The organism is Pseudalkalibacillus sp. A8 (assembly GCF_045920555.1).
Taxonomy (GTDB): domain Bacteria; phylum Bacillota; class Bacilli; order Bacillales; family Fictibacillaceae; genus Pseudalkalibacillus.
Genome location: NZ_CP174509.1, coordinates 3,468,663 through 3,482,544, shown reverse-complemented (window position 1 = coordinate 3,482,544; position 13,882 = coordinate 3,468,663). Strand labels below are relative to the sequence as shown.

Below are 13,882 nucleotides of genomic sequence, written 5' to 3'. Positions count from 1 at the left end.
GGTGTTCAAATGGATAAGATTAAATGCGATTGCGGCCATCTGAATCCCTACGGTACGATCATTTGTGAAGCTTGTGGTAAACCGATACAGGAAGAATCACCCGATAAGCTTTTGAATATGAGGTATGAAGGGACAGCACGACGTTCGCAAACCTATAATACAAATGCTGTCGATAAGGTATGGAATTTCTTCTCAAGTGTAAAAGTAGGGGTATGGCTCATCGTCATCACCCTGATAGCTTCTGCAATTGGTACGATCTTTCCGCAACAGATGTATATACCGCCTACAGTCAATCCAGCAGCATACTATGAAGAAGAGTATGGTATGCTTGGGGAAATCTATTATATATTAGGCTTCCACAATCTTTATAGTTCCTGGTGGTTTGTGCTTTTGCTAGGCTTGATCGGCGTCTCCATTACGGTTGCAAGTATTGACCGAGGGATTCCTCTCTTTCGTTCCCTACGGAACCAGCGGGTTGCGAAACATGATAACTTCCTTAAAAAACAACGGATGTTCGCAATCACTAAGCGACCTGAAGATGAAGAGCAATTCATGGAAGAAATTCTTTTCAGGTTGAAGGAAAAGCGCTACCGGGTACGCAGAGAGGGTAATAGTATCTTAGCAGAAAAAGGGCGTTTTTCTAGATGGGGTCCATATGTAAACCATGTCGGATTGATCATCTTCCTGCTGGGTTCAATGCTTAGAATCGTACCAGGGATGTATTTGGATGAAGATATGTGGATCCGCGAGGGCGAAACGAAAGCGATCAAAGGTACGGATCAAGAATATTATTTAAAACACGATAAATTTACTTTTGAAGTCTACGATAAAAAGGAAGAAAGGTTCTCGGATGCATTGAACCGAGTACAGCAGCCTGTGCCTAAAAACTATCAGAGTGATGTCACTCTTTATAAAGCAGATGAGAAGCTGCCTGGCGCAAAGCCCGAACTCTCTGAAGTAAAAGATTATTCGATCCAGGTTAATAAACCGCTTGATTTTGATGGTTATTCCCTCTATCAAGTAGACTATCGACAAGAAATGAGACACATGCACTTCGAATTGCAAAACTCTGAAACAGATGAGGCGGTCGGGTCATTTTCGGTCGACCTATTAAACCCGAAAGATGAATTTGATCTTGGAGATGGCAACCGTGTGGAATTACAAGGCTATTATCCTGATTTTTATTTTGATAAAGAAACGAAAAAGCCGGCTACGAAAACCAATATACCGAACAATCCGGCTTTCATTTTCAAAATGTTCACGCCTGAAACACCAGAAGGAGAAGTTGCTTTCATTGCAATCCGTCAGAATCTCGATCCTTCAGGTGATAACCAATATAAAGTCGCTTTCGACGGTGTAGAAACAGAGTTCATAACAGGACTGACTGTGAAGAAGGATTACACATTGCCAATCATTTTGATCGGCGGTATCATCTTTATGCTCGGAGTCGTTCAAGGACTGTATTGGAATCATCGCCGTGTTTGGGTGAAAGTGAAAGAAGAAGATGTTTGGATGGCAGTCCACACGAATAAAAACTGGCACGGTATAAGACGAGAACTTGATGACATAACTGGAAAACTCAATATGAACCAGCTTGTCGACCAACAGGAAGAGTCGAAAAAAGCTTAGAAGGGAGGAAGACTCTTGGCTCAGTTAAGCAGTAGTTTATTATATATTGCATTTTTCATTTACTTTATCGCGACCATCCTTTTTGTGGTTTCCTTGACGGTTAAAGAAAAAGATGGCACGAAATCGAATAGATGGGGGAAATGGGGCTATATCCTATCCATAATCGGATTTATAAGCCAGTTGGGATACTTCATCACTCGGTGGATTGCGGCTGGTCATGCTCCTGTCAGCAACCTTTTTGAATTCACGACATTTTTCGGTATGATGATGGTATTCGGATTCATTATCATCTATGCCATTTATCGTTTGAATGTACTTGGTGTATTCGCTATGCCCGTCGCACTTCTTGTGATTGCATATGCGAGTATGTTCCCTAGAGAGATAGAACCATTGATACCCGCTCTTCAAAGCAACTGGTTGAAAATTCATGTGACGACAGCAGCTTTAGGGGAAGGAATTTTAGCGATCAGTTTTGTAGCTGGGTTGATTTATCTTGTGGCTACGATCGATCAGAGCAAGGGATCGAAGAAAACAGGATGGTTGGAATTTGTCCTATACACTCTGCTCAGCACACTTGGCTTCATTCTCGTGTCCTTAGGCTTTGGAGCTACAAATTATCAAGCGAGCTTTGAATGGGTGAACGAGAGTGGAAATCAAGCAGAACTTGTCTATCACATGCCAGCGATTGCTGGTCCACATGATGGAGTGAAGCTGACAGAAAATGCATTCGGACCACTGTTCGAAGCACCTGCATGGATGGAAGGTGTAGATGCACCGAAGAAGCTGAACACGTTCATCTGGTCATTATTTTCCGGACTCATTCTTTACTTATTATTAAGGCTTTCTTTGAGAAAGCGTTTAGGAGCAGCTTTAAAACCTTTAATGAAAAACATTAATACGCAGTTGGTTGATGAAATCAGTTATCGCTCTATTGCGATCGGATTTCCGGTCTTTACATTAGGTGCATTGATTTTCGCTATGATCTGGGCTCAGGCAGCCTGGACGCGATTCTGGGGATGGGATCCGAAGGAAGTATGGGCTTTGATTACATTTCTTTTTTATGCTGCTTATCTCCACTTAAGGCTTGCTAGGGACTGGCATGGTGAAAAATCAGCATGGCTATGTGTGCTAGGCTTCGTCATCATCATGTTCAACTTGATAGCGGTCAATATAGTAATTGTAGGCTTGCATTCCTATGCATAACAGAAAACCTTCACGTTCAGTGGAGGTTTTCTTAACAGTTGGAAAGAATATGTAGTATGTAAGAAGATGGAGGGTATGAGAATAATGGAAAAAGAACAAAGAGTTTTAGTTGTCGATGATGAAGAACGAATCCGGAAATTACTAAGAATGTATTTAGAGCGTGAAAATTTCGAGGTGGTCGAAGCAGAAGACGGAGAAACAGCTTTGCAAGAAGCGAGTGAAGCTGAATTTGATATCATTCTGCTTGACTTGATGCTGCCAGAGATGGATGGAATCGAGGTTTGTGAAAAACTTCGCAAAGAAAAAGCAACTCCAATCATCATGTTGACAGCTAAAGGTGAAGAATCGAATCGTGTACAAGGTTTTGAAGCAGGGGCAGATGATTATGTGGTCAAACCATTCAGCCCGAGAGAAGTCGTTCTACGTGTGAAAGCGCTGTTACGGCGTTCTACCGCAACGAAATATCTACATACAGACACAGTCAGCAAAGATGTGATCGTATTCCCTCACTTGACGATCGATAATGATGCTCACCGTGTAACAGCTGATGGAAAAGAGATCAGTTTGACACCGAAAGAATATGAACTGCTACTATATTTAGCGAAGACACCGGACAAAGTGTATTCGAGAGAACAATTGTTGAAGGACGTCTGGAACTATGAGTTCTTCGGTGACCTGCGAACTGTGGATACACACGTGAAACGGCTTCGTGAAAAATTGAACCGGGTCTCTCCTGATGCAGCCTCGATGATTTCAACTGTTTGGGGTGTAGGTTATAAATTCGAGGTAGAAGAAAAAGAATGATTTGGAGGAGTGTAGTTGGCAAGCTCTGGGGGACCATCCTTTTACTTGTATCCGTGGTCCTCTTCATTTTAACAGTACTATTGATGCAATTCTTTGAGAATTTCATTGTCGATAATGCGAAGAAGCAACTTTCCCAGCTGGAAGATTCACTGGTGGAAATCATCCAAAGTGATCAACGATTTGAAGAGGCTAAGGACACTATATCCAGTCTGGTTGATGCGCATTCAAGCAACATTGTCATCCTCAGTGACCGTACACAATATTCGCATTCCTCTGAGCAAACGGATCTATCCCGACTCCCCTATTCGCTGTTCCGGGAGGACCCGGAATTATCCAGAGTGTTGAAAAATGGTGAGACAGTGAGTGTCCAAGGTGATTTTCCTGTACAAAAAGGAGATCAGACTGAACACAATGAGATATTGATAGTGGGTAAACCTGTACAGCTTTCTGAAAATGAACGCGGCGCGGTTTTCATCTATCAATCATTAGAATTGATCGAAGAGACAAATCAAAAAGCGAAGCAGATCATTTTCTTATCTGCAGGAATTGCAATCATCCTGACTACCATTTTTGCCTTCTTTTTATCAACACGGATCACCTCCCCCCTCCGGAGGATGAGGGAAGCAGCCTTAGAGGTTGCACAAGGAAAGTTCGACACAAAGGTTCCGATCCTGACTCATGATGAAATTGGTGAACTGGCCCTGTCATTCAATCGAATGGGGCGCAACTTGAAAAATAACATCAATGCGTTAAGTCAAGAGAAAGAGCAGTTGTCTAGTATTTTAAGCAGTATGGCAGATGGCGTCATCACCTTTGACCGAAAAGGGAAGATTCTCGTTACTAATCCGCCTGCGGAACGGTTCATACAAGCTTGGTATTATGAGCAGGGCATGGAAGAACGGGAAGGAGAGGAAGTCCCTGAACAGATCAATGACCTATTCCGAAGTGTTGTGAATCTTGAACGTGAACAAATGACTGAGATCGATCTTCAAGGGAGAAGCTGGGTCGTCTTAATGACGCCGCTATATAATCAATCGAATGTCCGGGGAGCTGTCGCTGTATTCCGGGATATGACGGAAGAGCGTCAACACGATAAGTTGCGGAAGGATTTCATAGCCAATGTCTCCCACGAACTGAGAACTCCAATTTCAATGCTGCAAGGATATAGTGAAGCTATTATTGATGACATTGCGGGAACGGAACAAGAAAAGAAGGATATAGCCCAGATCATTTATGATGAATCCCTAAGAATGGGACGCTTGGTCAATGAACTGCTTGATCTTGCACGGATGGAAGCAGGGCACGTATCCCTTGAGTTGATTGAAATAGATGGCAGGGAATTTTTCACTAGAGTCGTCCATAAATTCCAAGGACTAGCCAGGGAAAGAGAGATCGACATTGAATTGAAGCTACCAGAAGTAGTGACTCATGTTGAGGCCGATGCAGATCGATTGGAACAAGTGATGACGAACCTGATAGACAATGCATTAAGACATACCAGAAAAGGCGGAAAAGTAACCGTGGAGGTGACAAGCCTTTCCAGCGGATTGAACGTTGAAATCATGGACACAGGGTCAGGCATTCCTAAGGAGGATCTCCCATTCGTTTTCGAACGGTTTTATAAAGCGGATAAAGCTCGGACTAGAGGGCGTTCCGGTACTGGTCTGGGACTTGCAATCGTTAAAAACATTATTGATGCTCATGGGGGGAAAATTTCTGTTCATAGTAAAATTGATGAAGGTACGACATTTTCATTCTTCATTCCACAAAAAAATAAGAATGAGAGTGGAAAATGACGATAAATCTTGTTCCATGAGTAACACCCACACGGTAGATTGGTAGGAAGACTACAAGGAACGCAGCTTCCGTGAAATATTTTTAATCGATTATGTTATAAAAAAATGTTTACCTCCATACGATATTATCGTGCCCTTGGCCTGTCCAAGACTTGATAATAGACTGTGGAGGTTTTTTTAATATGAAGAAAGTACTAATGTTGTTCCTGGGAACGCTTTTTGTTTTGTCTTATATGGCGAATTCTGATATTGTATCTGCTAAGAGTTCAACAAAGGTCAAGGAGGAAATCAAATGGGACTGGCCGGTCGAAGGTATGTTGACTGATCATTTCGGTACACGAGAAGGGTCTCATTTCGGTGTGGATATAGCTGCCGAAAAAGGGAAAGAGATACGCGTTGTGGAAAAAGGAACGATAACCAAATCCTATTATTCCGATTCTTATGGAAATGTCATATTTGTTAAGCATCCGAACGGTATGGAAACCTTGTATGCCCATATGAGTGAACGACTGGCTGAAGAAGGCGAGAAGGTAGATAAAGGTTCAATCATCGGCTTGATCGGTAACACGGGTAAATCCAGAGGGGACCATTTGCATTTCGAAGTCCATATGGATGAATGGAATATAAATAAAACCAACGCAGTAGATCCTCTGGCTTATTTGACGGATCAACAAAAGGCAGTCAATGTCAATACGCCCCATATCGAAAACAAAGAAAAAGTCGCGATTACCATTGCTCAAGGAGATACTTTATGGAGCATTTCGCAAAAGTATGATGTTTCAGTAGATGAATTGATAGGATGGAACGATCTCGATTCGAACTTGATCATCGTTGGCCAAACTCTATATGTTTTGAAACAGAAGATCTAATAACGAACGAAAGTGGGAGAGGGGAACGAAAGAACATGAGGACAGATTATCACAACCATTTGGAAAAAGGGACACTGACTCTGGATTATCTTACGAAGTTCACAGACAAAGCGGTGAAAGAAGGGATCGATCACTTCGGGATATCCGAACATGCTTATCATTTTTATCAAACTGCAGACATCCTTTCTAACCCGTGGGTTGAAGCTAGGCGTTATTACGATATGGAAGACTATGTGGCTTTGTTCCGACAAGCATGGGATCGGGATATAGATGTGAAGATGTCGATCGAAATGGATTATACTCCCGGAAAGCACGAAGAAATGAAGCGATTCATCGATCAATATGATTTCGATTATGTTATCGGTTCGATCCATTGGATCGACGATTTTGGTATTGACCTTTCAGAATATAAAGAAGAATGGGACCGAAGGGATCTGTTTGATGTATACCGTCGTTACTTCGATCAGGTTGTCACATTAGCTCAATCCAATATGTTCGATATTTTAGGCCACATCGATCTTGTGAAAATATTCAACTACGTACCTGAGGACAATGATTTTCTCTTGGAACAATATGAGCGTGCAACGGATGCTTTGAAAGAATCAAAAACTTGTGTTGAGATCAGTACTGCTGGTTTACGTAAACCGGTAAAACAAATGTACCCTCACGAAGATCTGTTGAAAATGTGTCATCAAAAAGGTATTCCAATTGTTTTATCTTCAGATGCACATTATCCTGAACATGTCGGGTTTGCATATGAACGTGCAGTCAAATTTGCAAAAGAAGCAGGATATACCCATTTGATGACGTTTAATAAAGGAAAGCGGGAAGAAGTCTTGCTGAAGTAAGAATTTTTGTCCACAATAACGGAACATATGTCCTCTAAATTCCGTAACAGACAAATATAAAATGGGGTTGGCTCTTATCCAAGAGTCAACCCCATTTATTTTATTCCAACGACATCGATAGAAGTGTTATTATGCCAGTATTTTCTTGTAGATCCTTGATTGTCTCACTGTTGAGGGGTTCGTCAAAAGTCAGCACCATAGCAGCACCTCCGCTCACTTCTTTACGCCCTACCTGCATCGTCGCGATATTCATCTGATGTCTTCCGAGTATTTCTCCGACTTTACCGATTACTCCCGGCTGGTCATTATGAGTGATGAAGATGAGATGCCCTTTCGGGGTGAAATCAATATCGAATCCATTCAGATTTACTACCCTTCCACCAAGTCCTGGAAGCAGTGTCCCCTGGATAGATACCATTTGGTTTTCCCCGATGACTTTCACATCAATCAGACTAGAGTAGCCGAAGGTTTCAGATGCTTTTGTTTCACCATATGTGATTCCACGCTGTTTGGCAATCAGGTTGGCATTGACGATATTGACAGGTTGATCGATACGCGAATTAAGGAAGCCGGACAACAGACTCCTCGTAACGGGTAGTGTTTCATGTTCGGTCAGTTCCCCTGAATAGGTCAACTGTATTTCTTTTATCGGTGTCTTTATACAATGAGATAAGAACGTTCCCAAACGGTTCGCCAATTCAATGAACGGGTAGATGTAATCATGGACGTCACGGGAAATCGCAGGATAGTTCAACGCATTACGTGCGGGTTGTCCTTGCAGCACGTTACAAACATCTTCGCTGACTTGTTTCGCGACGTTGAACTGGGCTTCGGTCGTCGACGCTGCAATATGTGGAGTCGCAATTACATTAGGATGTAAAAGTAAAGATTCATTTGCACACGGCTCTTCTGAAAAGACATCCAGTGCAGCTCCAGCAATTTGTCCTTCTTCCAACGCCTCGACGAGAGCTTTCTCATCAATAATTCCGCCGCGTGCACAATTCAGTATATAAGCGCCTTTTTTCATTGTTTTGATCGACTCTTTATTGATGAGATTCTTTGTATCCTCATTCAACGGGGTATGAACCGTCACGATGTCAGCAGTTTGAAGTAACTGATCCAAAGAAACAAGCTCCACCTGTAGTTTTTTTGCACGGTCTTTTGTAAGGAATGGATCGAAGACATGGATATCCATCCCGAAGGATAGTGCTCTCTTTGCAAGTTCTGAACCGATTTTACCCATTCCGATGATGCCCAGGGTCTTTCCATGAATTTCATGACCCGTGAAAGCCGAACGCTTCCATTCTAAATTTCGTAAAGACCGATTCGCTTGAGGGATATTTCTCATTAAAGTGAGCATCATTGCAAATGTGTGTTCAGCAGTGGAAATCGTATTACCGTTTGGGGCATTTACCACGACGATACCTTGCTCGGTGGCCGCATCCAAATCGATGTTGTCGATTCCGACTCCGGCACGTGCGATGATTTTAAGTTTTGGCATTTCGTTGATGAGTTCCCGAGTGATTTTTGTGCCACTTCGTACAAGGATTGCGTCGATTTCCTTTTTGGAGGTTACTTCATGGATATTTTTTTCAATAAGATTCATTCCTGCAGTATTTACAAGCGGTTCTAATCCCGCTTTGCTTATTGGATCACTTATCACGATTTGAAACAAACTCTTCACCTCATCTTCTATTATTAATTTCTGATTCTCCTACTGTTCACAATGTATGTCAACTGAAAATTTGTACGATTTAGAAATCTTGCAAAAACAAATCGGCGAGGGATTAGTCTTGGTTGCGCTTACATGAAGTTTTATAAAATTCTGTAGGATAGGTTCTTTAAGTTGTAAGTCATTCTCCTTTATACATAAGTCTTTGTTAAATAGTAATGTTGATTTTTTCAGAATTCGCGACACTCCAGCGGGAAATGCGAGCCAGGCGAGATCCCGCAGCAATTTAAGGATCTTCGAGTATAATAATGAACTTCGACTAAATACCACCACGTCCTGCGCCTGCGGTTACTCGGCGCAAAGCCACAAGGATAGAATATGAGTCCGTGGTCTTGTGGTGAACGTCGAAGCTAGCATAAGGAAAGCTTCTAAGAATTCTCATCGCAGACACGAAAATGATTTCATTTTTGTGTTGACATCCTGTGCAAGTGAGGAGGCTTGCGGATCACCTGCGGAAAGGAAGTGAATTTTGAATATATAACAAATGACTTTAACAAAGCCTTGGATAAAAAAGACCTACGGATATTCCGCAGGTCTTTTTCAATCTAGACATTTATTTTTGTTCCTGATAGCGTTTTAAGCATTCTTCAACTAATTGAGCAGCTTTTTCGGGACCTTCCCAAGAACCGATTTCTGTTTTCTTGCCTTGTAGATCTTTATAGCGTTCGAAGAAATGAGAGATTTCTTTAAGTGTATGTTCTGAAACGTCTTCAAGCGATTGAACATGATCAAAACGTGGGTCTTCAACTGGAACTGCTAAAAGCTTTGCATCCTCTTCTCCGCTGTCGATCATGTTCAGGAATCCGATTACGCGGGATTCGATCACACAGCCAGGGAAAGTAGGATTTGTCACTAAGACAAGGATATCTAACGGATCGCCATCAAGTGCAAGTGTATTTTCAAGATATCCGTATTCAGCAGGGTAGAACATCGGGGAGAAAAGGACACGATCAAGCTTGAATACACCTTTTTCTTTATCGTATTCGTATTTGTTCTGACTTCCAGTCGGAATTTCAATAAATGCGTCGACAATTTTTGCCATACTATAGAACCTCCTTAGAATATGTATAACTTACAATACCCTATTATAGCAATTCAAGATTCATTTGAAAACTGAGGGTCGTACAAAAGGGGACAGTTGTTTTCATGCAAGAAGAGTTTTTTCGTAATTTACAATGAATATCAGTTATTTTAAAATGTAAAAGGATTAAAAAGACGCCTTCCGAAAAAAGGAAGACGTCACTTGTGATATTTTATTCGAATTTAGTTGCATCTCCATCGAAAGGCTCATCCGCGATCTTGATTGAATCAGTCGGGCAACCTTCGAAGGCGTCCTGCATATCTTCATGAAGAATATCTGGGATTTCCACGATTCCCTGATTATCATCTAATGTAACAAATGCAATCCCTTCATCATCGTAGTCATAGATGTCAGGTGCAGCAGCCCCACAAGCTCCGCAAGCAATACATGTTTCTTTGTCAACAATTGTGTACTTTGGCATATCGAAATTACCCTCCTAGAAATTTATGAATCTGTTCTTTCATTACCTATCTTATTATCATTTCAAAAAACAGTTCATATTCTCCAAATGAATCCATTTTTCTATCCTTGTTACTATTGTAAAACTGTTAGTTTGAGATTTCAACAATTAAATTCATTGAGAATCCTTATCAAATAAGGCTTTGAAAGCGTTTAACGACTACATGAGCCAATTTTTCCAAAACGGTCCCAATTTAAACTCTCTTTGATACAATAGAGGATAAAGGGACAGGAGGTGAAAAGGGCATGAACTATTTGGATTCCATTTTACTATTGGGTATTGATCGATTGAACGGCGAGAGGACTACCTCAGGTCTGTATCATTTGTTCAACGGTAAAAAATCATCCCAAACTATCCAAGATGGCAGGTTGTTTGATCTATCACATTTATTCGGAATATTAAAACGATACAGCTACCATGACTTCCAGGAAAAGATGACCGAACTACATAATAATGGCTTGATTGAAACAGATGATGGAACCTATGCTCGTTTGTCGGAATCAGGCAGGATCAAGCTGCATGAACAATTGGAAAGACAACCACTCCCGCCTTTCTTGAATGGTTGGCGTTATGGAGACCTTAGTATTATATTCTGGCGGCGTTTGACACTGTTTGTCCAGACACTCTCCCATATTCTGCATGAAGACCACCAATTCCATCCGATACAAAATGATCCTGACACATTGCAATGGGTCAAACACTTCTTTCCAAGAGATAAGAAGAGTCGTACAAAGGCATCATCATTGCTGTTCAAAGAGCTTATGACACTCCTTTGCAGGATGGAAGACACTGATGCAGAAAATGTTGTCCTTAGGTTGACTAGATCAGGCAGAATCGGCCAAACCACTTTACAAGTGGCTGAGAGATTAAAATTCGATCCAATGGTATGTCATGTCCGTTTTCAAGCAGCTCTCCATTTTATGGTTGATAGGATACTAGAAGGCCAGAAATCATACCCGGTCCTCTATGCTTTCCTGGCAGATATGAAGCAGTCTCACGCTCTTACTGAATCTACTAGGAAAACGTATCAATTGATCAACAAAGGGCTTCAATTAGAAGAAGTGGCTACCATTCGTAAATTGAAACCTAGTACCATCGAAGACCATATTGTAGAACTCGCCATCCATGTTCCAGGGATGGATATTGACAGATACATACCAGCAGCGGATCAGATGCGTATTTTAGAGGTTTCAAGAATATTAAGAACGAAAAGACTGAAAGAAATCAAACAAGAACTGGATGAGGCTTTTGATTACTTTCAGATCCGGCTGACACTTGCTAAACATGCAGTCGGACATCCGCATAATAAGGGGGGGATAGGTATTGTCGATTGATCACATCTTATACGAAAAATTCGGTTTTCGTACCTTTCGTCAAGGACAACGAGAAATAATCGAAGATGTTTTGGACGGTAACGATGTGTTTGCGATGCTGCCTACAGGTTCGGGGAAATCAATCTGTTACCAGCTTCCCGCTTATCTATTGGAAGGTATTGTGGTCGTCGTATCTCCACTTATTTCCTTGATGGAAGATCAAGTAGAGCAGTTAAGACGTCAAGGGGAAAAAAGGGTTTGTACGTTCCATAGTGGGATGCCATATAATCTGCGAATGAATATTTTACGGAATCTTTCACGATACAAAATCCTTTATGTATCCCCTGAAACCTTGCAGACAGATATTCTGTCCGATACACTCTCAACAATGAAGGTTGCTCTATTTGTAGTTGATGAAGCACATTGTATATCACAATGGGGTCATGAATTCCGAACTGATTATCTGAAACTCAGTGAAGTCTGTAAAAGGATTGGCAGACCACCGATTTTAGCATTGACCGCTACGGCAACTGTAAAAGTAAAGGAAGATATCATAAAGCTCTTGAATCTCGACAAACCGGAAATGCACATTTATTCTGTCGATCGGCCAAACATCGCCTTCCAGACTGAGATTGCAGATAGTTCTATCGAAAAAATGAAAATCCTGATCCATTATGTTCAAACGTTGAAAGGTCCCGGCATCATTTACACTTCAAGCCGTATTGCCACTGAGACCATAACAGAAACATTGAAGCGAAATGGAGTGGAAAGAGCGGCATATTATCATGGCGGAATGGATAATGACGATCGTCTATTAATTCAAAAACAATTCATTTATGATGAGTTGGATGTGATTTGTTGTACAAATGCATTCGGGATGGGGATCAATAAACCGGATATTCGATTCATCATTCACTACCATTTTCCTTCGAATATAGAATCGTATTTGCAGGAAATTGGACGGGCAGGAAGAGATGGAAAAGAAAGCCTTGCTTTGATGCTTTATCATGAGGATGATGATTTTATTCCAGAACGTCTCATCACCTCAGAATTACCTACAAAACAAGACATAAACAATTTCAGTAATTTGGTTGACGGGGACAAGGCTGACTTGGCGTTATTCCAACAAGGTATCACGCGCTTGAATCTCTCCGAAACAGCTGGACGTTTCTTGAAATTTCACGTTGAAAGGTTCTTTATGGAAGACGAGAAGGATTTCCAAACCTGGCAAGATCAATTAGTGGAATTCATAGAAATGAGGATTAAAGAAAAGCGTGAACGAATCCGATATATGAAGAAATGGATTTTCTCGAAGGAATGCAAAAGAGAATCAATATTAAGTGCTTTTTCAGAAAAGCTGGTCAGGCGTCCTTTGAACTGTTGTCATGTTTGCGGTTTTTCCCTTGATTCTTTCAAAACACCCACAGAGAGATCGTCCCGACTAGAAAAGAAATCATGGGAAGAAGAACTTTCTCTCATATTTCATCAGGAGAATGTTAATGTTTAATTGGTTGAATCAGAAAGAACTTATCAAATCATTATCACAGCGAGATCTTTACCTTAATTTATACCTGACTCAAGGGATTTTCCTCCTGTTGACGGTGATTTTATCCTTTCTTTTTCAACAAAATTTCGCAGACTGGATCGCACTTTTCCATCTGGAATGGATCAGGATCATCGTCTGGTCGACTCCTGTCATAATACTTGTTGTACTAATCGATCTGATTTTATGGAAAAAAGCTCCTAGGCGTTGGATAGATGATGGCGGGATCAATGAACGGATCTTTTCTGACATCTCTCTGCTGCATTTGATTCTGATCACGGTTATCATCGGACTTTGCGAAGAGTTATTATTCCGAGGTGTGTTACAGACGAATATAGGATATGTCCCAGCAAGCTTGTTATTCGCTCTCATGCATATTCGATATATTACAAAACCGGTTTTATTACTGTTTGCCATATTGTTAAGTTTCTTGTTAGGCGCTATCTTTATTTTCACAGGAAATTTATTGATCCCGATCTTTATTCATATTGCAATTGATTTTCTCTTAGGATTGTTCATCCGGTATAACTTTCTCTCTGTCCGCTTAGCAAAGGGTATAAGGAACCACGATGGTAATGGAAAGTGAGCAGGTTTGAAGAGTTGA

General features: G+C 41.2%; 12 protein-coding genes. 9 read left to right on the top strand and 3 right to left on the bottom strand.

Annotation, left to right across the window (positions count from 1 at the left end; all coding sequences use genetic code 11):
- Positions 1 to 9 precede the first annotated feature (9 nt).
- The 6 genes from ACJROX_RS17950 (at position 10) to ACJROX_RS17925 (ending at position 7,149) form a co-directional block, all read left to right on the top strand.
- Positions 10 to 1,629 carry a cytochrome c biogenesis protein ResB gene (locus ACJROX_RS17950; RefSeq protein ID WP_408006573.1) on the top strand — a complete coding sequence of 540 codons (1,620 nt, stop codon included), beginning with the start codon at positions 10 to 12 and terminating at the stop codon, positions 1,627 to 1,629.
- Between the two features lie 15 nt (positions 1,630 to 1,644).
- Positions 1,645 to 2,832 (top strand): c-type cytochrome biogenesis protein CcsB, encoded by a 1,188-nt coding sequence (gene ccsB / locus ACJROX_RS17945; RefSeq protein WP_408006572.1) that lies wholly within the window; start codon positions 1,645 to 1,647, stop codon positions 2,830 to 2,832.
- Positions 2,833 to 2,916: 84 nt separating this feature from the next.
- Positions 2,917 to 3,636, top strand: a complete 720-nt coding sequence (locus ACJROX_RS17940) for a response regulator transcription factor (RefSeq protein WP_408006571.1) — start codon at positions 2,917 to 2,919, stop codon at positions 3,634 to 3,636.
- Positions 3,633 to 5,432, top strand: coding sequence for an ATP-binding protein (locus ACJROX_RS17935; RefSeq protein ID WP_408006570.1), 1,800 nt, complete (start codon positions 3,633 to 3,635; stop codon positions 5,430 to 5,432). The genes ACJROX_RS17940 and ACJROX_RS17935 overlap by 4 nt, the downstream gene beginning before the upstream one ends.
- 182 nt (positions 5,433 to 5,614) lie before the next feature.
- Complete coding sequence (locus ACJROX_RS17930; RefSeq protein ID WP_408006569.1) at positions 5,615 to 6,301, top strand: peptidoglycan DD-metalloendopeptidase family protein; 687 nt, start codon at positions 5,615 to 5,617, stop codon at positions 6,299 to 6,301.
- A gap of 35 nt (positions 6,302 to 6,336) precedes the next feature.
- Positions 6,337 to 7,149, top strand: coding sequence for a histidinol-phosphatase (locus tag ACJROX_RS17925; protein ID WP_408006567.1), 813 nt, complete (start codon positions 6,337 to 6,339; stop codon positions 7,147 to 7,149).
- 100 nt (positions 7,150 to 7,249) lie between these two features.
- Here ACJROX_RS17925 and serA read toward each other — a convergent pair whose 3' ends face one another.
- The 3 genes from serA to ACJROX_RS17910 all read right to left on the bottom strand — a co-directional run bounded on the left by serA (position 7,250) and on the right by ACJROX_RS17910 (position 10,383).
- Complete coding sequence (gene serA / locus ACJROX_RS17920; protein ID WP_408006566.1) at positions 7,250 to 8,824, bottom strand: phosphoglycerate dehydrogenase; 1,575 nt, start codon at positions 8,822 to 8,824, stop codon at positions 7,250 to 7,252.
- Between the two features lie 610 nt (positions 8,825 to 9,434).
- Entirely contained in the window at positions 9,435 to 9,923 is a 489-nt protein-coding gene (locus ACJROX_RS17915; RefSeq protein ID WP_408006565.1) for an inorganic diphosphatase, read from the bottom strand.
- 211 nt (positions 9,924 to 10,134) lie between these two features.
- The gene (locus ACJROX_RS17910) at positions 10,135 to 10,383 is read right to left on the bottom strand and encodes a ferredoxin (protein ID WP_408006564.1); all 249 of its coding nucleotides are present in this window, start codon (positions 10,381 to 10,383) and stop codon (positions 10,135 to 10,137) included.
- Between the two features lie 284 nt (positions 10,384 to 10,667).
- On the opposite strand from ACJROX_RS17910, the gene ACJROX_RS17905 reads away from it, so the two are divergent.
- From ACJROX_RS17905 to ACJROX_RS17895, 3 genes are read left to right on the top strand one after another with little or no spacing between them, the layout of a single operon-like run.
- Positions 10,668 to 11,756: a helix-turn-helix domain-containing protein gene (locus ACJROX_RS17905; RefSeq protein WP_408006563.1), complete on the top strand. Its 1,089-nt coding sequence runs from the start codon at positions 10,668 to 10,670 to the stop codon at positions 11,754 to 11,756.
- Positions 11,746 to 13,242, top strand: a complete 1,497-nt coding sequence (locus ACJROX_RS17900) for a RecQ family ATP-dependent DNA helicase (RefSeq protein ID WP_408006562.1) — start codon at positions 11,746 to 11,748, stop codon at positions 13,240 to 13,242. Before ACJROX_RS17905 ends, ACJROX_RS17900 begins: the two co-directional genes overlap by 11 nt.
- Positions 13,235 to 13,864: a type II CAAX prenyl endopeptidase Rce1 family protein gene (locus ACJROX_RS17895; RefSeq protein WP_408006561.1), complete on the top strand. Its 630-nt coding sequence runs from the start codon at positions 13,235 to 13,237 to the stop codon at positions 13,862 to 13,864. Before ACJROX_RS17900 ends, ACJROX_RS17895 begins: the two co-directional genes overlap by 8 nt.
- Positions 13,865 to 13,882 lie beyond the last annotated feature (18 nt).

Bases quoted from the DNA above. Each gene is read 5' to 3' on its own strand.
- ACJROX_RS17950 (WP_408006573.1), top strand. From the start codon at position 10: ATGGATAAGATTAAATGCGATTGCGGCCATCTGAATCCCTACGGTACG.
- ACJROX_RS17940 (WP_408006571.1), top strand. From the start codon at position 2,917: ATGGAAAAAGAACAAAGAGTTTTAGTTGTCGATGATGAAGAACGAATC.
- ACJROX_RS17935 (WP_408006570.1), top strand. From the start codon at position 3,633: ATGATTTGGAGGAGTGTAGTTGGCAAGCTCTGGGGGACCATCCTTTTA.
- ACJROX_RS17930 (WP_408006569.1), top strand. From the start codon at position 5,615: ATGAAGAAAGTACTAATGTTGTTCCTGGGAACGCTTTTTGTTTTGTCT.
- ACJROX_RS17925 (WP_408006567.1), top strand. From the start codon at position 6,337: ATGAGGACAGATTATCACAACCATTTGGAAAAAGGGACACTGACTCTG.
- ACJROX_RS17915 (WP_408006565.1), bottom strand. From the start codon at position 9,923: ATGGCAAAAATTGTCGACGCATTTATTGAAATTCCGACTGGAAGTCAG.
- ACJROX_RS17910 (WP_408006564.1), bottom strand. From the start codon at position 10,383: ATGCCAAAGTACACAATTGTTGACAAAGAAACATGTATTGCTTGCGGA.
- ACJROX_RS17905 (WP_408006563.1), top strand. From the start codon at position 10,668: ATGAACTATTTGGATTCCATTTTACTATTGGGTATTGATCGATTGAAC.
- ACJROX_RS17895 (WP_408006561.1), top strand. From the start codon at position 13,235: ATGTTTAATTGGTTGAATCAGAAAGAACTTATCAAATCATTATCACAG.